Raw genomic sequence first — 20,611 nt, forward strand, 5'->3', positions numbered from 1 at the left:
CACACCTGCTGCAAGGAAAGAACCCGCCCATGCCCTCCACCCCGTCCGCCTCGCGGACCGGCACGCTCCCGTTCGTCGTCTGGGTGCTCGCCGCCGGCACCTTCCTGATGGGGACGACCGAGTTCGTCGTCGCCGGGCTGCTGCCCGAGATCGCCGGTGACTTCGGCGTCAGCGTCTCCCATGCCGGACTCCTGATCACCGCATTCGCCCTCGGCATGATCATCGGCTCCCCGACGATGGCGATGGCCACCCTCCGGCTGCCTCAGCGCCAGACTCTGATCCTGGCGCTCGCGGTCTTCAGCCTCGGTCACGTCGCCGCCGCCCTCAGCGGCTCCTTCACCGTCGTCCTCGTCGCCCGCGTCGTCACCGCGCTGGCCACCGGCGCGTTCTGGGCCATCGGCATGGTCATCGCCAACGCCGCCGCCGGACCTGCCGCGGCGACCCGCGCCACCGGGCTCATGATCGGGGGACTGACCCTGGCCAACGTCATCGGCGTCCCCGCCGGATCCTTCGTCGGCCAGTACATCGGCTGGCGCGGCCCCATCTGGGCCCTCGCCGTCCTGTCCGCCCTCGCCGCCGTCTTCATCGGCCGCTTCATCACCGCCCAGGAACACCGCACGACCGTCTCCCTGCGCGCGGAATTCAACGCCCTGCGCCAGGGCCGCCTGTGGCTCGCGCTGAGCTCCGCCATGCTGATCATGGGCGGGGTCATGGCCACGTACACCTACATCACCCCGCTCCTCACCGAACGCGCCGGGATCCCCGAGGGCGCCGTCCCCTTCGTCCTCATCGCCTTCGGCGTCGGCGCCCTGGCCGGCACCACCACCGGCGGCCGGCTCGGCGAACGCCGCCCGATGACCACCACCATCAGCGCCGCCGCGCTCACCGCACTCGTACTGCTGTTGATGATCCCGCTGTCCGCCGACGCGGTCACGGCCACCGCGCTCGTCCTGCTCATGGGCTGGACCGGCTTCACGGTCAACCCCGTCGTCACCGCGCTCGCCGTCCGTTTCGCCGGAGACGCCCCCACCCTGACCTCCGGCCTAACCACCTCCGCCTTCAACGTCGGCATCGCCGCCGGGTCCGCCGTAGCCGGCCTGGCCCTCGACTACGCAGGACCGGCCGGACCCCCTGTCGTCGGCGCCGTCATCGCCGCCTGCACCGTGCTGCCCCTCACCGCCCTCGCCCTGCACACCAGGCCGCGCAGCTCGCGCATCGTCGCACAGCACACACCCACCACCGGGCAGACCGAGGAGCTCACCCCCTCAGGCCACCCGTGACAGCCAAACTGGGCACGTGACCGAAGCTGGCATCGTGGTGCAGCTGTCGGGCGTGGCTGGACTGCATCAGACGTGCCGCCCGGTGACCGCCGGTCCGCTTGAGAGCTACACCTCGTCCAGTCCGGGGAGCCAGGTGGCAGGACGTCCGGCGAGGGGGATTCGCCTGCTCGGGCGGCCTGGTTGAGGCACCGCGGTGCGGAGCGGGAAGCCGTACTTGAGCAGCGCGAGGCGCACCGTGGCCAGGGTCGTTCCCTCCAGGTCGGCGATGTCCTGGAGGGAGTAATGGTCGTCTTGGTACCAGGTGCGCCACTGACCGATGCGGGCGGCGGTGTACTGCGTGTGGCGAAACCGCGGCGGACTCCAGTCGACCGGGTGCTCGGACAGCAGGTAGATCGCGTGGGCCGTGGTGGTGTTCAGGGTGTGCGCAACGCGGGCGATGGCGAAGTCCCCGCCGGGCACGGCTCGGTGGAGTTCGGCTGCGCTGATGCTGTCCGGATCGGGGCCCGGCAATCGGAGCGTGGACAGGGCGGCAGCGTCGAGGCGTGGGGTCCACTGGACGGGCTCGTCGATGCCGTGCTCGTCGAGGATCGCCCGCGCAGCGTGAAGCAGCAGGTCGACTTCGGCAGGCAGAATCCGCCAGCGAAAGCGCAGGTACTGCCCGCGTTGCGACGGCGTCGCGGGGGCGATGGCCGGGTGGGCCAGCCGAGGGGGCGAACCGGTGAGCGTGTGGAAGATCCAGCGCTGGGCGTGCGCGGCGTCGGGGAGATGGTTCGAACGCAGCCGACGCTGCAGGTCCCGCCACTCTTCCGGATCGATGAAGCAGGAGCGGGTGGTGAACAGGGCACGGCGCCGGGCGTAGTCGATGGGGCTGCCGTGCTGGTCGAGGTGGTCGGCGAGCAGGACCAGGGCATGCAGGACGTCGGCGCAGTCGGGGCGGCGGGTGAGTTCGGCGAGCAGGGACGACACATTGTGGCTGCTGACCGTGGTGCCCATCAGACGGACCGCTGTGTGGATCTTGGTGGTGTTTCCGACCAGAAGGCAGGCGACGGCGAGGAGCTCGTCCGTGCGGCGAGCGACCGGTTTGCCGCTGGCGTGCCATGGGGCCAGACGCAGAGTCCACTCGGGCCACAATGCGGTCGGCAGCACCCGGGCCCTGACTTCCTGGTTACACGGAGCGCGGGTGGAGGCGATGGCGGTGCGGTGGCGCAGCCGCGCGACGGGCATCACCTTCTGTTCGCGGCTGCAGCGCAAGGCCGCTTGGAGACCGGGGGAGACCGAGCCTCCGCTCAGCAGGGCCATACCGCCGGGATGAAGGGCGCGCCCGCTGGAGGAGACGCGCTCGGTCAACCACCGCACCGCTTCGCCAGCCGCGGGGACCGACGGGGCAGCAAGTACTCGCAGGGCGGTGGCGAGCGCGACGGCAGTGGCCGCCGCGTCGTCGGGAGCGTAGTAGCTGTGCGCATCGAGGCGTGAGTGCCGAGCACCGGTGGCCGCCGTGCGGGATCGGTAGACCTCCATCTGGCGAAGGACCGCAGGTTCGGCCGCTTCGGTGAGATCGCTGCAGGCGGCGTGGTTGAGGATCAGGCCGCCCAGACAGCGCACATCGCGCAGCACCACGGACAACGATGCGCCGCCTGCCCCATACAGCGGCCAGTGCACGGTCTGCTCCGGTTCCGCGAGAAGATCGTCGATGAGGCGCTGGGTTCGCGCCACGGGACCGTCGTGTTCAAGGGCCACGACAGGGATGTCCGACAGGGGATGGTGGCAGCGAGCACCTCGCGGCCCGTCGAGCTGGGGGCCGGCGCATCGCCCGGGGCGGGGCGTCTCGCGTCGTGGGTGAGCACGTACTCGGGGGATCCGATGGCAGGCCGGACAGCGGTCGGCCAACAGCACCTGATGTCGCGTGCAGGCAAAGGACCAGCCCAGACGCCAGGACAGCTGCCAGCGTCCATCGCTCTCGTCCAGGCAGACAGGGCAGTAGCGAGAGCCGGCCCGCCCCCACAGAACCCGTCGCTCCACCCGCCGCTGATCCGGCCGGATCACCACTGCGTACCCGTCGAACCGCCGAAGCGTCATTGACACCAGCACGGCCTCGGCGACACCGGACGCGGCGGAGATGGAGGCGATCTCGGCGGCCGTGGAGCGCACCGCCCAACGAGGCAGCATGGGGTTGGACAGGCCCACGTCCCGCACAGGCAGCCCCAGGGAGCGCAACACGTCCGAGAAGCGGCAGTGCAGGCGCGCGGCAAGGAACTCCAGCCACGAATCGAGCGCCTCGCCCACGACGGGCGCGTACCGGATCGGTAGGGTCCGACCTCCGGCGCTCACCGGGAGGCTCGTACACGGGCCGGTCGGCTGGTGGCCTTGCCGGCTTGGAGGGCGTGCTCGAGCTCGGCACGGGCCTGCTCGGCGGCTGCATCGATGCGGACCTGGTCCAACAGATTGAGGGTGAGACGTTCGGCCCCACTACGGACGGCGCGCTGGCAGCCGCGGTTGATGAGAGTCATGAGTGAACCGATGTGTCCGGTGCTGCGGGCGAAGAGGTAGTCGGACAGTTCGTCGGCGAGCATGCCGGGATGGGCGTCGGCCAGGACGATGCGCTGTTCGAGGGCAAGCAGGAGTTGGCGCCAGCGGCGGCGCCCCTGCTCGGTGTCGATGGCGAAGGGAGGCATGTCGAGGCGGGTGGTGCGCCTGCCGGTCTGTGCCAGCGCCGTGTCTCCGGCCGATTCGCCCTCGCTGAACAGGCCCTTGTCCGTGAGGCCCACGCCGACCTTGAGCAAGGTCACCGGGAACTCGTTGGCGATCCATTTCAAGTGGTTGCTGACCTCGATGCCGCTGGTCTTGCGCCACTTCAGGAAGTGCAAGTCGTCCAGGATGAGCAGCCGCACCTCGCACAGCAGCATGCAGTCCAGGGCCTGCAGCCCGAGCTGGGCGGCGGTCGAGGTCTGGCGCCCGGGGTGGCCGAAGAACTCCAGCATGGCGCGGTTGAGGTCCTTCATGCCGGTGTTGCCGGTCAGTCCCACTCGGCACACCGGCCATCGCTCATGTCCCTGCGCGGTGAACGCACCATGCTCGGCGATCTCCCGGCGATGAAACTCCCGCGCGAAGGCGAGCACGGCGGTGGTCTTCCCCAGGCCGGGGAAGGCGTCGATGGCGACGGCGCCCTTGGCCTTGTCGCCGTCCTGCTGGTTGCTGTCGACGATGTCCCACAAGTCCTCGTGGAGGCTCACCAGTTGAGGGGTCTTGATGGGGCCCAGGTTCGCGTGCCAGGTTCGCCGGTCGCGCTCATAGGCCGTCCGTGACACCTCGTCCAGAGCCTGGAGGGCCTGCCGGGCCAGCCTTGCGGGCTGTGTCCGGCGAGGCGCGTCGACGAACATCTTGAAGTCCTCCTTCCTGGACAGGGCCAGACTTCCCAGGCCCGCGAGAGCCCCCGTCGTCACACGTCCTCCAGGGCGTCCGCATAGAAGTCCTCTTCAGCAGTGAGATCGTCCAGATCGACGTCGTCGTCATCGCCTGCCTCGGTGACAGGCCCGGCGTCCGCCCCCGCGGGCGCCTCAGCCTGCCCGAACGCTCTGCGCACGGATGAGAGCGAACCAACAGCCGTGGCGCCGGGCTGCAGCAGGTCAAGGCCGGTCTGCTCGCGGGAGATCCGCAAGGCCATCCGGCGCTCCGCGAGCGTCGTCCCCAGCCCCAGGTTCCAGCGCTCCAGCAGGTCAGCAACCGCGAGGCGGTCGTCGGGATAGCGGTACTTGGCCGCAGCCAACCTCCGGGCGAAGACGAGCGCGTCCTCGCTCAGCGGCATCTGCATCGACGGCGCATGCTCCCAGGTCAGCGCGTGCCAGACGCGGGTGTCAGGGTCGCGAAAGTAGATACGAGTCACATCATCAGGGTCGACCTGAAACGGCCAGCCGTTCTTCACCGGGCCCGCGTAAGGGCTCCGGATGCCAGAAGCGGGCAGGCCCGCTCCCCGGTAGCGGCGACGGTCGATCTCGACGCCGTAGTGCTGGACCGTGCGCCACTTCGTCGGCAGGAACTCGAAGGCAAGATCCGGGTCGCGGGGGACCTCGATGTAACCGGCCCTCGCAATGCCGTGCTCGAACATCTGAGCCGGAGACATCCGCAGGCCCGGCAGACCCGGATCTACCAGCCCGGAATGAGGCCGGCAGTGGTAGACCGCCGCCGTCCACTCCCGGATCATCGCCTCCAACTCGTCGAGGAAGAAGAACGCCTCGCCCTCGGCGTTCGCACCGCGTGAGTGGATGTCCGGCCCCTTGTAGCCGGGCAGGGCCTCCAGCAGCCCCTCACGCAGCGTCCGGAAGAAGCGCTCCACCGGGCCCTTGTCCCGGCCGGTGCGCAGCCTGGCGGGCTGCACCGAGATGCCCATCCGCTGACAGACACTGGTCAGATGCTCCGAGACGTACACCTTGCCGTGATCGACCACGAGCGTCTCCGGCACGAGCGGCGGCGAGGCAAGCCCCAACCCCTCAGTTCTGTCGACATCGACCAGGACGGTCCGGGGGATGCCGTGCTCAGGCCAGACCGCGTGCTTCGGCCAGTCCGGCCCGGCCGGCCGCGGACGGAAACACTCGAACAGGACGGCACTCACATCCATCGCCTTCGTGGATATTGGTGTGAGGCGGATTCCGCATATGCACCGGGAGTACCAGTCCATCGCCACCGTCAGCTCCGCCTGCACCCACTTCAACGTGAGCGGATCGAACGCGAACACGTCCAGCCGCGTCGTGTCCATCAGCAGATACTCGCCCGGCCGCGTCGGGCGGAGCTTGCCGTACGGCCCCTCCGGCCGCTCGGCGACATCCTGGTTCCGCTTCGTGCTCAGCCGGAACAACGGATGACGCCGTTCCAGTTCTGCCAGCACGCGAAAAGCCGTCGCCCTGCTCGGCTGAGGAACGACCTCCGGCCCGAAGCGGGCAGTCACTCTGGCCCGCGTGCGCTCGATCACCAGGGTTCGTGACGGCCGCGACTGGCCGGTGTGCTCGACCATCACCTCCAGAGCGGTCTCCACCCACCGGTCATCAACGGAGAAGCGCGGCTGTCCTGACCGTTTCCGCTTCGGTGCAAGGCCGGCCTCGCCGTGCTGGCGGAAGTCAGACACCCATTGCTTCACGGTGCGGATCGACACACCGAGCTCCTCGGCCTTCGACAAGTACCTGAGCTCCGCGGGCGTGCCGGGCTCGAACTGAGGACGTGGCTCGCCCATGCGGGCCGACGCGGAGCTGCCAGAGCGGTATCCCGTCAGCACTTCACGGATGTGCGCGGCTCGTTCCAGCACCATCTCCCGTTCATCGGGACGCAGTTGGCTCAGCACAACCGAGGCGATTTGCTCCACATCGTCAGCAGATGGGCCCGGCTGATCAGGTATCACCTGCGCACGATCGGAGAACAGTAGCTCCCTCAGCGCCAACCGCAGGACACGCCCCTGGCCGTCACTGAGAACCACCTCGTTCCCCGACGTCGTTGCGGCCATCTCGACCACCTCGACAATTTCACCCTCGTAGCGGAAGCGCGTGCCGACTCCCACCCGAGCCGCGGCCCCGCTCATGAGGTCCTCCTCAACAGGCTGGAAGGGCATAGAGGGGCAGTGAGATCCGTGGAGAGATCGTGGGACCACAGCAGGTGGTGGACCGCGGCGCGAACCTGTGGCTCGGGCTGGTTCGGCAGCCTCGAAGGCGCCAGCCGAAGTGGAACACCGTCCAGCGAGACGCGATGCAGCTCGTCCAGAAGGCTCAGATCAAACAGCCACGGGCGTCGGTATCCAGCGAGGAAGCGAATGTTCTCCAGCTCTGTGGGCGGCGGCGCATCCCACACTTCGTAGGACCAGCCGCGTCCCTCTACTGCCTGTCGGGTCCAAGCGAAGGTGAACGATACGACCGGCGTGGACCACCGCCAGCGCGGCTTCACGTCCACCACCACGGGGCCGCAATCAGTGATCAACAGATAGTCCGGGACGTGCTTGCGGACCTGGCCGTCGACCGGGGCTTTCAGCAGGAAGGGCTGCGCGACGATGCCATGCACCGAGGGGTCGAAGTCAGCACACAACAGCCGCGCGAGCTCCAGCCGAGACTCGTAGATCACATGGCTTCGTGTCGTGGACGACCAGTACGTGCCGGAGTAATGCCTCTGCCCCTTGCGCCAGTGAAAGGTTCGCCAAGGAGCAGCGGCCCCCAACACATCGACCGAGATTTCGGCCCACGGCCGGTCCTCGAGGAGCTGTCCGTTCGGCTGACGAGCGCTGACTGTCACAGCGTGACTACTCATGGCACTACCCCCACCCCGAGGAATGGCCAACGAATCCAAGATGCCGTCTGGCTGACGCGGGGCGAGGGCTTATCGGGTGCCGTCACTCGAATGGGCGTCGATACTGAGCAGTGGGTCTCATGCGTACTGCACAAGTGCAGTCGGAGTGCAATCAGCCCTGAGACCATGCAGCGAAATTTGAGATCCCACACTCGCGCTCCGCGTCGCAGTTCGCCGGTGGCAGACAGCAAAGATCCACGAATGACTGGCCAGCGCCGCAAGGGCATGTGAACCTAGACGACCTTCTCGTAAAAACAGCAGGTCAGAGAGGTGATTGCCCGTGACTGTGGCGCCCCAGGGGCCCGGATTCTCCACCACCGTCGAGGCCCTGCGGCTGCGTGAGTGGCTGCTCGGCCCGGGTCAGGCCACGCTCGTGATGGATCAGTTCTCCGCCGACGACTTCCACCTCGTCGTGGACGACCGCGCGGACGTACACGTCAACTCGAAGGACGGGCGCTTCTACCTTGGATGGTTCCCGCTCGGGCGCCCTGGCACCGACGGCGAGGGGTGGAAGATCGCCGTCACCGGAACGGCCAAGGTGCGCGGTTACCAGATGTCCTTCGACACCGAGACGCCGGCGGACGTCGTCGCCGCCGCAGTGACTCGTGTACTGGAGACTTCCCAGCAGCGGTAGAGGCCCGACTCGGACGGCCCGCCGCCTACCTGGCGCAGAGGAGACGTGGGGACACGGCATTGGGTCAACCCGTTCCAGAACGCCGCAGAGCCAGCCTGGCACGCCGATCCAACTTCGCGCACCAGCTGCCAGCACAAAGACTCCCAAGCCCTTGGAGGCATACCTGCACCCCGACTTCCCGTTCGGCCTACCCAGCCCGACGAACGTCCCGTCCGCGTACTGGGTCGGTCCCCGGCACCTGGCTGGTGACGACGGACGCCTGTACGACTCCGTCGCCGAAACACTCGGCAGATTGGGTTGGACCAGCCTGACGATCGTCCGCGGGCGCCAGGAGCCGGAGGAGGCGCCGGAGGACCGTCAGGTCCTGCGCAGCACCGTTTTGCACATCAGCCCCGACTCCCTGCGGTGGGCGCAGTGGGTCCTGCCGGACGAGCCGTTCCACCTGGGGAACCTGCCGATCGCCTGGCAAGTGTCCGCTCGTACGGACCCGAGCAGCCCGCTCGCCCAGTGGTCGGCCTACTTCACCCGCGAGGTCCCGGGGGAGATCCTCGCCGGCTTCCTTGCCGCGCTCGACGCCCGCGATCAGCCGCCCTGCCGTGCGGTGGCCCCGAGCTGGTTCTCGACGCCGTTACGGCGCACGGGTGGCTGCGTGACGTCGACCAGCCCGGCACGGGAGCGGTGGATCCGACGTTCGCCTCCCACATCCGCCTCGGTGAGGTGCCGCCCCTCATTCAGGATGGCGACCCACTCGCGCTGGTGGCCGAGGCGGACGATGCGGCCCTGGCCGGGTGGCAGGCGTGGGCCGAGCCGATGCTCGGCGCTGGCTACCTGTGGGCCGCGTCGTTCAGCAGCAGCGTGCCGCACGACCTCGTCGCCGCCTTCGCCGACTCCCTCAGCTCCAGCGCACCGGTCCTGCGCCGGGTACTGCCGGAGAGCACACGCGACCGGCTCCTGCGCGCTCCGGCCGGCTGAGGGCCATCCAAGGCGTCGAAGGCGGGCCTCCCTTCGGGGAGGCCCGCCTTCGTGCTGTTGTGCCTTGGCCGGCGTCTGCGTGGCGTCACGGTCCGCGGTTACAGAAAGCGGTCCGTGCTTCATTCGCGGCGGGCGCGTTGTACCGGCTACCGCCTGAATGCCCATGTCTCTGTGTGTCAGAGGCCGACTCCGTCCTGGGAGTGGGGCACTGCCACGCTGGTCATGCGGCCCCGGTTAGAAGGTGTAGGGGTGAAGGAACGGACCGGCTCCGATGCGAGGCCGAGCAGTCTGTCGAACTCGGTCCGTTCGTCCTCGTTCATGAGTTCGACGGCGTTGCCGAGGGTCTTCTCGGTGAGCCGCTCCATGAACGGGGCGAGGAAGTCCTCCAGAGCCTTCGGCGCTTCGTCCATCGTGCGCTGGTACTCCCGGTATCGCTTGAACTGCTCGTGGATCTCTTCGAACTCGACGCGGGTGGCACTGAGGACCAGGGCCCGTTCCTCTTTGCTGAACGGGCGCCCGTCGAGGTGGTTCCACGTGTTGGTTTCACGCTTGCGCTTGATGTCCGCGTCGCAGAGCAGGACGACGATCTCGGGCCGGGCTTGGGTTTCGGGCATACGGGTGCTCCTCACAGGAGTGGGGTGGGTGGAGGCATCAATGATCTGGAGAATCGGGTGGCGGCCAGGGCGGGCCAGCCGGGCTCGGCCTGGACCCGTGCGGCCAGATCCGGCAGCACCTCATGTAGGAGGTCGGCTTGCCGCTGCCGAGCACGCGGGGCCAGGCGCTGGCCTCGCTGGTGGAGGACGGCCATGGACTCGGCCGCGGCCGCTTGGTAGGCGGTGCGCAGGTGTTCGGCCGCCTGCTGGGCTGCGGCGGCCTGCTGGCTGTGGTGCTTCTTCGCGTGCCAGTTCGCCGCGGCTGCGGCGAGGAAGAACGCCATGTCGATGAGCATGGCGGTGGTGGCGCCGTCTTCCCCGCGGCCCAGAGCGGGTCCGCTGTGGACGAGGTCGCGGGCGGCCTGGCGCAGAGCGCGGTCGTGCCCGCGTACAGCCTTCACGTGGGAGCGGCTGGCACGCTCGAACACGAACGCCGCCTCGCGCAGCTCAGCGCGGGTGTGGGCGGCGGAGGTCTTTGCCAGCGCGTCCAGGACCTCGCCCGCCGCGGCGATCTGCGCCGCTGCCGCGCCGTCGTCACCGTGATCGATGATCAGCAGCGCCTGCCAGGTGGCGGCGGTGGCCCGGCGCCGCGCGAACGCGGGACCTGTCACGTCCGGCAGGACCGGCTGCTCCGGCCGTGAGCCGTCCGCCGACGCTGCGGCCTCCGCGGGCAGGGTCCAGCGTTCGCGGATGCGGGGCAGGGACAGATCGGCTGCGAGCGTGGAGCCCGTGTAGTACACCGGCTCGTTCTCACCGTTTCGGTCGTCGGGCAGCGCGACCTTGTAGCCGAGCAGGTCGCCGGAGGGCGCGACGCGCTTGCGGATCAGAAGACCGGCGGCGGCCAGCCGGGCGAAGAACTCCTCCTCGCGGGTGGCGCCGGCGACCGCACGCCGTACGGTCTCCCGCAGTTCCTCGCGCGCCGGGCGCTCCCTGCCCTGCCGTTCGGCCTTGTGCCGCTCGGCGCTGGTGGCCCGCTTGGCGGCGGTGCCGTCCCCGGGCGCGACCTGGTGCAGGCCGAGTTCCTTTTCGATCAGTCGGCACTCGGCCTGGGCGCGTTTTCCGGAGCGGTGGTGGTCGGGGCGGCGGCCGTCCTCGCGGACGAGGGTGGCGATGATGTGGATGTGGTCGTCGGCGTGCCGGACGGCGGCCCAGCGGCAGCCGGCGCCGTCGCCGGGGTCGATGCCGGTGGCGGCGACCATGCGGCGGGCGATGTCGCCCCACTGTTCGTCGGACAGGATCGGGTCGTCGGGCGCGGCGCGTACCGAGCAGTGCCAGACGTGCTTGTCGGGACGCAGGTCCGGGGCGAGGAGGGCGAGGGGTTGGTCGAGTAGGTGCTGGAGGTCCCTCTTCGTGACCGAGGGGTCGCGGCCGGGGTCGGGGGCCATGCCGTCGAAGGAAGCGACCAGGTGCGGATCGATGTGCTCCTCGTGGGTGCCCTTGCCGTACAGGTAGTGCAGGAGCCCAAGGGTGTTGCTGCCCTGCTGGTGGATCCGGGGGATCAAGCCGCCCCGCCCTCCTGCCCGTTGGCAACCCTGTCGGCTGCCCGCTGGACGGCCTGTGCGGCACGCTGCAGATCGTCGAGGGCGGCTGCGAAGTGCGGTGCGTCAGCACCGGAGTTGAGGGCCTTGGCGATCTGGTTGACGTTGCCGCCCGCCCAGCCGAGCTGACGGCGCACACCGAACAGGGCAGTCAGGATGTCCCGCTCGGTGGCGATGGCCGCTGCGGTGCGGGACTGGTCGCGGGCAGCGGCCAGCGCGGAGTGGGCCAGGAACCCGGCCACGCTCATGCCGACGTGGCCGGCACCGGACTGGATGATGGCGAGTTCTAGCTCATTGAGGCGGACGCTGTGCGCGGGGCGCTGCTTCCTGTCACGCGGACGCGACTTCCCCTTCCTGGCCGCGCCCTTGCGGCTGCCCTTGCCTGGCTGCGGTCCGCCCTCGGTCGCAGCCTTGCCGTCCGGCGCCCCCTGGTGCCGGACGGGCCCCGCCACCCCCGGGGCGGGACCGGGTTCGGACACTCTCCCCACGGGGGAGTGTCCGAACCTCCAACTTGCTCCGCCTGGAGCAGGGTTGGACGGCAGGGATTCCTCGGGGGCCATGGGGTCTTCGTGGTGCGGAGTCTGCATGGGGCCTTTCGGGTCGGGGTGTGTTCGGGATTGCTGGTGCTGCGGGGATCAGCGGGGTGGATGGCCGACTACGGCTTTGAGCTGGGCCTTGCACTCGCGGACGACTCGTCCGACGCCGTCGCTGGAGATGGTGTAGCCGGCGGCGCGCAGGGCGTCCTCAACTCGGTCGCGTCCGACGCTGCCGGTCTCATCATGGATGCGGCGAGCGTGCTTGAGGATGACCTCGTCGGAAGCGCGGGCTTTGCCGGCGTCGCGCTTGTTCCGGGCAGCCGGCTTCCGCTCGTTCCTGCCCGAAGGGCTGCCCGAGCTGTTGCCCGTGAGCGCCCGGCTCTCTTGAGTTTCTGCCCGTGCGGGCAGCCCGGGCTCCGGGCGGGCAGCCGGAGGCACCTCGTCGTCAGCTGGGTTTGATGGGTGTGGGCGGGCAGCGTCCTCCGCCCGCGGCAGTGCTTCCGGGCGGGCGGAGCGCGGGTGGCTGTGCCCGTCTTCATGGGCGGGGGACGAGGCCGGAATCTGCCAGCGCGGCGGCAGCGTGATGGAAGCGAGGCCGAGGGCCTGCTTGCGGGTGGCGAGCTTGCGCAGCAGCTCGTCCTGGAGCGGATCTCCGTCGACGCCGGCCCGCTCCAGGGCCTCGTGCAGGCGTTCTGTCAGGCGTCGTTGCCGCCGCTTGCCGCGCCGGCGGTCGGTCATCGACTCGGCGCGCAGGATCAGGGCGACGGCTTCGCTCAGCGCGCGCTCGCGGATGAGCCGGGCGGCATCGGCGTTCTGGTCGGCGATGCCGAGCCGGGCCAGGAGGCGTTCGCGTGCCTGACGGACGAGGACGGCGGCCAGGCCGCGTGAGGCGGCGTCGGGGGCGCGGTGGCGCAGCTCGATGCCCATGGCCAGGTGCCACAGCATCGCGGCCATCACCGGGCCGACGAAGGCCCGCACGGTGCCGCCGACCAGCCCGGACTCGGCGTAGGCGGGCAGAACCTGGACGGCGGTGATGACCCAGGTGAGGGTGCCGGGCAGGCCGGGTGCCTGCTTCGGGCCGTTGAGGTTCTGCCGCGCCATCAGGGCGGTGGCGAACAGGGCCAGCTCGGCGGCGGCGAACATCGAGACGCGCTCGGCGGTGCCGCCCATGTCGAGGTAGTCGGCCGCGAACCGCCAGCTGGTGTCCGCGCTGTACGCGGTGCAGCCGAGCGCGGCCACGGCCGCGACCGGCACCGCGACAGTCCCGCGCCAGCGGTTGGTCTGATGCTGCCGGTGGCGCCGCTGGCGGATCAGCCACCCGGCGAGCAGGACGAGCAGCACGGGCGGGATGAGGAGCGCCACGGCCACCGGGGAGGTGGCCCAGTCAGGGAGGAGCGGCGTGCCGCTGATCCGTATGGCGAGGGGGACGGGGCTGTGAGGAGGCAGGAGAGGGCTCCAAGGCGTCGAGGAGGGCAAAGGGCGAATCGACGGAGCGCTGAGCAACCGCCTATGCGAGAGGCTGGCGCGGGCGGGGCTGGTGTGAGCGCGGGTGATGCGGCGGGCCCGGCCAGGAGAGGGCGCTGAGGCGGCCAGTCAGACGGCGGGCGCTGTGCGGCGTCGTCGGTCGGGGCCGTCGAGGATGACGCGCTCCGTCATCTCGGCGAGGCGGGAGGCGACGCGGTCACCGAGGGTGACGCGCAGCTGCTCCATCGGAAGGTTGGTGGTGATGAGGGTGGGGAGCATGTGCTCGTACCGGTAATTGATGAACCGGTAGGTCAGCTCCTCGGTCCATTCGCTGGTCTTGGCCGCGCCGAGGTCGTCCAGGAACAGCAGCGGGCAGCGCGCCAGGGTCTGCAGCTCCCGTTCGGCGTCGTGGCCGGCGCGGGGGCGCAGACGCGCGTGGAAGTCGGCGGTGGTGGTCGCTTCCCAGCGCAGACGGACCCCTCGGGCGAGCAGGGTGCGGATGGCGCCGTACGCCTGGTACGTCTTGCCCGTGCCCGTGGGGCCGGCGATCAGCAGCGACGGGCCTTCGGCGATGCCCGGCCCGCCGGGGCCGGGGCGTCCGGCGCGGGCGATCTCGTCGGCCCAGGCGGTGACCTTCGGGTGGTCGGCCAGGGCTCGGCGGTAGCGGGCGGGGATCCTGGCGTCGGCGAGTTCCAGCGCGGTGACGGGCTCGACGTGCCCGTCCTCGACGGCGGCGGTGGCGAGGTCGATGCCGCGACTGGCAAGGATGCCGTTGAGCCGGTCGGCAAGCGGGCCGACCCGGTGGGGCTCGCGGGTGAGGGTGGCGGTCAGAGGTCACCTCCGTAGGCGGCTTCGACATCGGCGGGGTTTGTCCACGCCCTGTGGACAACCGGCGCGGCGGGGGCCGCGTTCATGGCCTCGTGCACGAAGCTCGGCAGAGTGCTGGGATGCAGGCCCTTGGCGCGGTGCCGCTCCAGACCGGCCCGGATGTGGGCGGGGGCGATGCCCTCGCCGAGCAGCTTGCGCACCTCGCGAGCGAGATGGCCCAGGACGTCCTTGGGCGGACGGTGTGTGCAAGCGGCGGCGTACTCGGCGATGAGCTCGCTGGCCGAGACGGCGTGGGGTGCGGGGGCGCTCGCGCCCCCCGAAGGGGTATTTCCTAGATCCATGATCCTAGGTCCTAGATCCGGACCGTGAGGCGTCACCGCTCCCTCACTGAGCCCTCCTCGCTGCCTCACGGAGGGCTCACTGAAATCGCGCTGACCTGCTGTTTCGTCATCGGTGACCGGATTCACCGCAGGCTCGCGTATTCGCCTGGAGCCCTCACGGAGGGCTCCGTGAGGCTGCGGTGCGGGCTCCGTGACGCCCACTCCCGCAGCCGACGCATCGACGCCAGGCTCGGTGCGAGCCTGCGTGTCGTGGTGCGGGCAGGCTGGAAGACGGCTCGCGCTGGGGCGATTGATCTTCTGATGCTGCCGCCAGGTGACGATGTGCAGGTAGCGCTTGTCGCCCGGGCCCTTGTAGCGGCATATCAGCCCGGCGTCGGCGAGCTGGGCGAGGTCCTGCTCGACAGCGCCAGGCGTGTGTTCCGGGCGCAGGACCCACAGCTGCCCGGCGATGATCGCGGCGTGGTCGCGGTGGCGCCCCTGGTCGTCAGCCTGGGTGAGCAGGCCGAAGAAGGTGCGCTCGGCGGTCAGGGAGACGGCGGCCAGGGACTCGGAGACGAAGGCTTCCGGTTTGATGGTGCGGATTCGTGCCAAGAGGGGCGGTCCTCACTCGGTGGCCGGTGGGCTGGGTGCCCACGGTTCACCGTCGGTCGGGGCGGGTCGGGCGTGAAGGGCGGGGATGTCTGGCCGTTGACGCGGGAGCGTTGATGGCCGCTCGAGCTTTCCGGGGTGTCGTCAACATAGCCACACCCAGGTCGCGTAAGTCCAGCCCTATCCGGCGCAATCTCTCACGGCAGAAATGCCGCTGGAAATCGAGTCGGCGAGGGCGGTGCGAAAAAGGTAGGGCACGATCGGCGGTTGACCAAATAGTTGCCCCGCATCCCGAGCCAGAAGGATCACATCGGCAAGCCGTTGACGTCCTGCGAGCGACGAAGTTACAACACAACACCCCACGTCAGACAGGCTGTCTGGGGTTGGGACCCGCTCGGGTATCCGGCCTTGGGCAGCACCCCGACCGCCTCGCTCACCGATTGAGCGCGGCGCAACATAGCCGACGATCGCCGGTTAACCAAACCGGCGAATGCACGCTACAACTGGAGCCATGGCAGCACGATCTCTGGAAATAGGGTCCGCAGGAATGCTGGCGGCTCGCACCATCGAAATTCTCCGCACGGAACGCGGCCTTGGGCAGCGCCAACTCGCCGCGCGGCGTACCGCTTTGGGCCGTCCTATGTCCAACACGATGCTGTCCCGCATCGAACTCGCCAAGCGGCGATGCGATATCGACGACCTCGTCGCCATCGCCGAAGCCTTGCAGGTATCGCCCCTCGCCCTCCTCCAGGGCCTGGGCGCCACCTGAGCCGCTCACGCATCCGTCCTCGCCCTCGCGACCAGGAGCCGCCCTCTTGCACCGATCTACGCCCGCGCCCATCCCCCACAGGCCGTCCGACGCCCCTCCGTCCCGCCTCTGCCGTCCCGAGGAGATCGCCGACACCCTCGGCTGCTCGGCCTGGTGGGTCAAGGACCGCGCGCGACGGCGTCTGATCCCGCACACCCGGGTCGGCCGCGCTTACCGCTTCACCGCCGAGCACCTCGCCGAGATCATCCGCCTCTACGAGGAGCGGCCGGCACAGCCTGCGCAGATAGCCGCCCGGGCGAGCGAGCCGCTCTCTGGGCCCGTTACGCAGACCGGCTCCGCGCCACGTCGCCGCCCTGCCGTGGCGCCGGCGACTCGCCTGCGGGCCCGCCCGCCGCGTCGACAGCAGCAGTACAGCACTGTCGCGTGACCCGATCGCATCTGCCGTAGCCGAGGACAAAGAATAGGAGGACAGCGGGACTTGGGTTTCGCGGAGAAGCGCGGAAACTACTGGCGCGGCCGGTACAAGGTCGCGCCCGGCAAGCACAACACGGTCGTCGACGAGAACGGCAAGGCGATCAGGTTCGCCACCAAGGGCGAGGCCCAACGGGCAGCGGCTGAGGCCGAGAACAAGTACCGTCGCGGCGACTGGCGCGACCCGGCGCTCGGCCAGGAGACCTTCGGCGAGTACGCGAACCGCTGGTACGAGGCCCAGGACCTGGCCGCCTCGACCATGCAGAACTACAAGCGCCACATCGAGGAGCACCTGCTCCCCGAGTTCGAGGACAAGGCGCTCGCCGGCATCCTGCGCACGGACGTCGACCTGTGGGAGAAGAAGGAGAAGGCCCTCTATGCCGCTTCCAGCGTCAAGACCTGGCGCTCGACGCTCCACCTGATCTTCGAGGACGCGATCGACGAGGGCCTGATCACGTCCAACCCGGCCGCTCGGCGGCGCGGACGGGGTAAGCGCGCCGGCCGCTCCCGAGACCGTGGTCCGGAGAAGGTGGTCACCGACGCGCTCGGCATCCTGCTGACCGCCGAGCGCGCCGCCCTGCTCTCCGGCCGCGACGACGAGTTCGTCGCCGTGGTCCTCAAGGGGTACACCGGCATGCGCTGGGGCGAGATCGTCGGCCTGGAGACCGCGTTCGTCCGCCCTGGAGCCGTCCGTGTCGAGTGGCAGCTGTACGAGCTCGACTCGGGGGGGCTGGTGCGCTGCCCGCCGAAGGACGACAGCTACCGCACCATCGACTCGATGGACTGGCTGTCGGCGCTGGTCGCCAATCACATCGCCCGCACGAAGCCCAAGCCATGCCCCTGCCACAGCAAGACCTACGTCTTCCGAGGACAGGGCGCGGCCCGTACCGGTGGCCACCAGGGCGCGAAGCTCGTCGACGTCGCCCGTCGTGCCGGCGTCTCGACGGGCACGGTGTCCAACGTCCTCAACCATCCCGAACGCGTCACCGAGGCCACGCGAGAGAAGGTCGCGCAGGCCATCGCGGACCTCCGGTTCGTGCGGGGCGGCATCGTGCCGGAGCATGCCGCCCACTGGCGCAGGAACGGTTTCGCTACCTGGCTGTTCACGCCAGCGGTCTCCGGCTGGTACCCGAAGAAGGCACCGCAGGAGCCGCGACCGGTACCCCTGCTCGGCGAGCCTTGGCCCGGCGTTCCGGCACGGGGGCGGGGTGCCAGCGAACGAGCCGACGCCTGCTGGCTCCCGATAGCAAAGGGACTCACGCCCCACGGCCTTCGCCACACCCACCGGACGATCATGGAGGACCTGGGAACCGAGAAGGTGCTCATGGACGAACGCATGGGCCACATCGACGGCTCTGTCTCGGCACGCTACGCCCACGTCACCCCGGCCATGCGCAAGCGCCTCATGCTGGGGCTGACCGAGCAGTGGGAGGCAGCACTCGACGCACGTTTGACCATGAGCGCCACGTCACCAGTGCGGGTACTGAGTGATCTCCTGCGGGCACGCGAGGTGTCACGTGTGCCCGCCAAGTCGTAGCAGGCAAAGTGCTGTGCCCTCCGGCGACCACTGCTGGAGGGCACAGCCATGTCCACGATGCCTCCGCGAGGCCGTGTCAACTCGGCGTGGTCGCCATACCCCAGCAGTTGCGACGATTGCCCAGTAACGGGGCCAACGGACCTGGCTCAATAGGGGCATGGAGATTGGCGAGCACTGGGCATACCGAGCGAGGCCGAAGGAGCTGGGCAGCCCTGTCAGGCAGGTGGAGATCGTCCGGGTGGGCGGCCGTGGCAGGTCTGACTGGATCCATGTCCGGTTCCTGGAAGGCGATGACGCCGGCCTGCAGGAATGGGTCAGTCCCGGCTGCCTGGTAGCGCCGTGGCCAGACGTCGACGCGTTCCGCGCGGATGACGAGGCAGAGCTCAGACTGACCGAAGCGTCACGCCACGTACGAGGCAGCACGGAGTTCGAGGCCGCGCGCCTGATCCTCGGGTTCGTCCGGCCGAAGAACAGGCTGCGCCTCCGCCGAGGGGTGGCGGACGCGGGAGTTCTGGAACTGAGCCGACTCGACGAGACGGCGCCGCTCATCGGCATGGACGCCACCGCGCTCCGCAGTGACCCGATGGTGCACGAGGACCGCGCCGGCATGTGCCTGGCCGGCTGGCCGGTCACCGAACGCGTCGCCCGTCAGGTAGCGGGTCGCCTCGCCGACGAGATCCTCCCGGAGGTGGACCGCAAGCAGCAGGACATCGAGCAGGAGCGCGCACAGCCCTCCTGGTACTCCTACCGTCGCCGGGACGACCGCCAATTGGACGCGGAGGCGGCCCTCCTGCGGACCGTCCGGGCGTGGTGCGGCGAGGACAAGGCTGAGCGCTACGACGAGCTGGTCGCACTGCGGGAAGAGGTCATCCGGCTCGGCCAGCTGGTGGAGAAGGCGGTCAAGGCCCTACGCGACCGTGGGCACGGCGTCATCGCCTCCACCATTGAGCGCGACCTTGGCGTCCATATCGCCAGCCTTGATCCTGACGTGCGTCGATAGAGCCGCGCCACGGCTCCGGGGTCGGCTTCGGCGGCTCGGGCCGTGCCGCAGGCTGCTCCCTCTCCGGCCGGTGCGGGTTCCAGCCGCCGAGAAAAGGCCGTAGCTGATCTCCCGTCGGCTCCGCGTGGAAGTTGAGAACGGCCAGGCCCCTGCCGTTCATGGTGGGGTCCAGCCGGTCGGCCTCCGCCTTCCCCCAAGCCGACCACTCTCGCAGCCTCTCGGCTTCGACGGCGTCGTCCGACGTTGCGGCGGCTTCGTCCAGAGCGCCGCAGAACACCCGGATCTCTCCAGCCACCTTCCACTGCTCCAGGGCTGCGCCGAAGTGCTCCGCCCGTAGGGCGTGAACCGCTTTGATCGAGGCGGCACTGACGGCGGACTCCCACTCCCGCCTCTCGCGCTCCTCCCGCTCCGCCTCCAGACGCCGACGCTCCGCCTCCTGCCGCTCCCGCTCCTCTCGCAGGCGCCGCTGCTCCGCCTCCCGTTCCAGCCGAGCCCGCTCCTGCTCCTCCGCGCGCGCCTTCAGCGCCCGGAACACCGAACCGACCTGCTCCTCCAACGGCTTCTTGGCGGTGTCGGCCCATTCCTTCTTCCAGCCGTAGCTGTGGCCGTAGCCGTAGCCCGAGTGCTGGCTGATCAGCAGTTCCAGCTCGCCGGATGGCTCGAGCCTGTGCGCCGGCGTCACCCGCTGCCAGTCGTACGTACGTCGGCCCGGCTGCTTGGGCACGTACCGGACCTGCTTCTGCCGTTCGCGGAAGCCGACCTGGTACGTCCTGCCGTGAACGGTGAGCAGGGGCCTGGGCTGCTTGCGCTTCTTGGACACCGTGATCTCGCCGTGGCGGGCGAGTGCCTGCTCGGCGAGGAGCCGGAGAAGCGAGAGGACTCGCGGCAGGACCTCCTCCGAGATCTCGAAGGCGCTGTGGTCCGCAGTGACAGCGGCGATCACTTCCTCGACATCGCTGATCACCCGGCTGCGCGCCAGCCGGATCCGGTTCCACTCGGTGTCGTCCTCACCCGACACCCTGAGTAGACCGAGGAAGAAGTCCCCTTTCGCCCGGCCGCTGTACTTCAGGTGGTACCCCTCGGGCGCACACTGCCGGGCTGCGTCGAAGGCCCTGCGGTAGCGGGCTCGCTCCTGGTCGCTGGGGTTCGGGATCCGGAGGAACCGCCCAGCCTGCTGTACTTCCGCGATCAAGGCGGCTCCGATTTCCGCCGGCGACGCCTGTGGGGACTTGGCGGCGCGCTGTGGCGCCGGCTTCGTCGTGGACGGAGCTGTGTCTTGCTTCTGCGGAGGAGGGGCAGGCCGTGTCCGTTGCTCGGAACCCGCCGACCGCTGTTTGCGCGGCGTCGGTTCCGGCCGGTCCGGGTGATGGCCGTGTTCCAGGTAGAAGCGCCCCGCGTCAGTGATCTCCGCCTGCCACTTCCCATCCTGCTTGGGCATGGTGATCAGACGCCGCTCTTTGAGCGCGCGGGCGGTGAGGGCGAACTCTGGGCTGTCCGACGTGACGGGGTCGGCTCCGTCCCCGATGCGGGTGAGGAGCGCGAGCTGCCGGTCGTTTAACGGAGACCATCGGTGCATGGCGATCGTCGTACCGTCTGTGCTCACCTCACCACAACCCGTATGAGAAGAGTTCATTCCCGGTGTGTGACGAGCTGACGCTGACCAGCCTGGCAGATGTGACGCG

General features: G+C 69.6%; 17 protein-coding genes and 1 pseudogene. 7 read left to right on the forward strand and 11 right to left on the reverse strand.

From position 1 onward, the window contains the following. Nucleotides 1-29 precede the first annotated feature (29 nt). Nucleotides 30-1,280, forward strand: coding sequence for an MFS transporter (locus tag FM076_RS18290; protein ID WP_173872071.1), 1,251 nt, complete (start codon nucleotides 30-32; stop codon nucleotides 1,278-1,280). A gap of 105 nt (nucleotides 1,281-1,385) precedes the next feature. On the opposite strand, the gene FM076_RS18295 is transcribed toward FM076_RS18290, so the two are convergent. From FM076_RS18295 to FM076_RS18310, 4 genes are read right to left on the reverse strand one after another with little or no spacing between them, the layout of a single operon-like run. Next, nucleotides 1,386-3,608 (reverse strand): TniQ family protein, encoded by a 2,223-nt coding sequence (locus tag FM076_RS18295; protein ID WP_345945081.1) that lies wholly within the window; start codon nucleotides 3,606-3,608, stop codon nucleotides 1,386-1,388. Continuing rightward, the gene (locus FM076_RS18300; protein ID WP_345945082.1) at nucleotides 3,605-4,720 is read right to left on the reverse strand and encodes an AAA family ATPase; all 1,116 of its coding nucleotides are present in this window, start codon (nucleotides 4,718-4,720) and stop codon (nucleotides 3,605-3,607) included. Before FM076_RS18300 ends, FM076_RS18295 begins: the two co-directional genes overlap by 4 nt. Continuing rightward, nucleotides 4,717-6,843 carry a helix-turn-helix domain-containing protein gene (locus tag FM076_RS18305; RefSeq protein ID WP_173872076.1) on the reverse strand — a complete coding sequence of 709 codons (2,127 nt, stop codon included), beginning with the start codon at nucleotides 6,841-6,843 and terminating at the stop codon, nucleotides 4,717-4,719. The genes FM076_RS18300 and FM076_RS18305 overlap by 4 nt, the downstream gene beginning before the upstream one ends. Beyond that, nucleotides 6,840-7,544 (reverse strand): TnsA-like heteromeric transposase endonuclease subunit, encoded by a 705-nt coding sequence (locus tag FM076_RS18310; RefSeq protein WP_345945083.1) that lies wholly within the window; start codon nucleotides 7,542-7,544, stop codon nucleotides 6,840-6,842. Before FM076_RS18310 ends, FM076_RS18305 begins: the two co-directional genes overlap by 4 nt. 334 nt (nucleotides 7,545-7,878) lie before the next feature. Between FM076_RS18310 and FM076_RS18315 the strand changes: the two genes are divergently transcribed. After that, entirely contained in the window at nucleotides 7,879-8,232 is a 354-nt protein-coding gene (locus FM076_RS18315) for a DUF317 domain-containing protein (protein WP_173872078.1), read from the forward strand. Nucleotides 8,233-8,383: 151 nt separating this feature from the next. Next, nucleotides 8,384-9,204, forward strand: a pseudogene (locus tag FM076_RS18320) (DUF317 domain-containing protein). Between the two features lie 176 nt (nucleotides 9,205-9,380). Here FM076_RS18320 and FM076_RS33980 read toward each other — a convergent pair. From FM076_RS33980 to FM076_RS18345, 6 genes are all read right to left on the reverse strand, one after another. Further along, on the reverse strand, nucleotides 9,381-9,818 hold the full coding sequence (locus FM076_RS33980; RefSeq protein ID WP_243274557.1) for a hypothetical protein: 438 nt from the start codon (nucleotides 9,816-9,818) through the stop codon (nucleotides 9,381-9,383). Between the two features lie 11 nt (nucleotides 9,819-9,829). Beyond that, nucleotides 9,830-11,359 (reverse strand): relaxase/mobilization nuclease domain-containing protein, encoded by a 1,530-nt coding sequence (locus tag FM076_RS18325; protein WP_243274558.1) that lies wholly within the window; start codon nucleotides 11,357-11,359, stop codon nucleotides 9,830-9,832. Next, entirely contained in the window at nucleotides 11,356-11,874 is a 519-nt protein-coding gene (locus FM076_RS18330; protein WP_345945084.1) for a plasmid mobilization relaxosome protein MobC, read from the reverse strand. The genes FM076_RS18325 and FM076_RS18330 overlap by 4 nt, the downstream gene beginning before the upstream one ends. 156 nt (nucleotides 11,875-12,030) lie before the next feature. Next, nucleotides 12,031-13,347 (reverse strand): hypothetical protein, encoded by a 1,317-nt coding sequence (locus FM076_RS18335; RefSeq protein WP_173874840.1) that lies wholly within the window; start codon nucleotides 13,345-13,347, stop codon nucleotides 12,031-12,033. A gap of 177 nt (nucleotides 13,348-13,524) precedes the next feature. Continuing rightward, on the reverse strand, nucleotides 13,525-14,226 hold the full coding sequence (locus tag FM076_RS18340) for an ATP-binding protein (protein WP_173874841.1): 702 nt from the start codon (nucleotides 14,224-14,226) through the stop codon (nucleotides 13,525-13,527). Beyond that, the gene (locus tag FM076_RS18345) at nucleotides 14,223-15,155 is read right to left on the reverse strand and encodes a hypothetical protein (RefSeq protein ID WP_173872080.1); all 933 of its coding nucleotides are present in this window, start codon (nucleotides 15,153-15,155) and stop codon (nucleotides 14,223-14,225) included. The genes FM076_RS18340 and FM076_RS18345 overlap by 4 nt, the downstream gene beginning before the upstream one ends. A gap of 508 nt (nucleotides 15,156-15,663) precedes the next feature. On the opposite strand from FM076_RS18345, the gene FM076_RS18350 reads away from it, so the two are divergent. The 4 genes from FM076_RS18350 to FM076_RS18360 all read left to right on the forward strand — a co-directional run bounded on the left by FM076_RS18350 (nucleotide 15,664) and on the right by FM076_RS18360 (nucleotide 18,929). Beyond that, nucleotides 15,664-15,921, forward strand: coding sequence for a helix-turn-helix domain-containing protein (locus FM076_RS18350; RefSeq protein ID WP_173872082.1), 258 nt, complete (start codon nucleotides 15,664-15,666; stop codon nucleotides 15,919-15,921). A 46-nt stretch (nucleotides 15,922-15,967) separates the two neighbouring features. Beyond that, on the forward strand, nucleotides 15,968-16,348 hold the full coding sequence (locus FM076_RS33985) for a helix-turn-helix domain-containing protein (protein WP_243274559.1): 381 nt from the start codon (nucleotides 15,968-15,970) through the stop codon (nucleotides 16,346-16,348). 51 nt (nucleotides 16,349-16,399) lie between these two features. Continuing rightward, nucleotides 16,400-17,929 carry a LacI family DNA-binding transcriptional regulator gene (locus tag FM076_RS18355; RefSeq protein ID WP_173872084.1) on the forward strand — a complete coding sequence of 510 codons (1,530 nt, stop codon included), beginning with the start codon at nucleotides 16,400-16,402 and terminating at the stop codon, nucleotides 17,927-17,929. A gap of 157 nt (nucleotides 17,930-18,086) precedes the next feature. Then, nucleotides 18,087-18,929: a PE-PGRS family protein gene (locus tag FM076_RS18360; RefSeq protein ID WP_173872086.1), complete on the forward strand. Its 843-nt coding sequence runs from the start codon at nucleotides 18,087-18,089 to the stop codon at nucleotides 18,927-18,929. On the opposite strand, the gene FM076_RS18365 is transcribed toward FM076_RS18360, so the two are convergent. Beyond that, nucleotides 18,859-20,532 carry a PE-PGRS family protein gene (locus tag FM076_RS18365; protein WP_173872088.1) on the reverse strand — a complete coding sequence of 558 codons (1,674 nt, stop codon included), beginning with the start codon at nucleotides 20,530-20,532 and terminating at the stop codon, nucleotides 18,859-18,861. The genes FM076_RS18360 and FM076_RS18365 overlap by 71 nt on opposite strands. Nucleotides 20,533-20,611 lie beyond the last annotated feature (79 nt).

Source organism: Streptomyces albus subsp. chlorinus (genome assembly GCF_013302895.1).
In the GTDB taxonomy this organism is placed as follows: domain Bacteria; phylum Actinomycetota; class Actinomycetes; order Streptomycetales; family Streptomycetaceae; genus Streptomyces; species Streptomyces chlorinus.

What these genes read in the sequence shown, in the direction of transcription:
- FM076_RS18290 (WP_173872071.1), top strand. Translation starts at nt 30, where the DNA reads ATGCCCTCCACCCCGTCCGCCTCGCGGACCGGCACGCTCCCGTTCGTC.
- FM076_RS18305 (WP_173872076.1), bottom strand. Translation starts at nt 6,843, where the DNA reads ATGAGCGGGGCCGCGGCTCGGGTGGGAGTCGGCACGCGCTTCCGCTAC.
- FM076_RS33980 (WP_243274557.1), bottom strand. Translation starts at nt 9,818, where the DNA reads ATGCCCGAAACCCAAGCCCGGCCCGAGATCGTCGTCCTGCTCTGCGAC.
- FM076_RS18350 (WP_173872082.1), top strand. Translation starts at nt 15,664, where the DNA reads ATGGCAGCACGATCTCTGGAAATAGGGTCCGCAGGAATGCTGGCGGCT.
- FM076_RS18360 (WP_173872086.1), top strand. Translation starts at nt 18,087, where the DNA reads ATGGAGATTGGCGAGCACTGGGCATACCGAGCGAGGCCGAAGGAGCTG.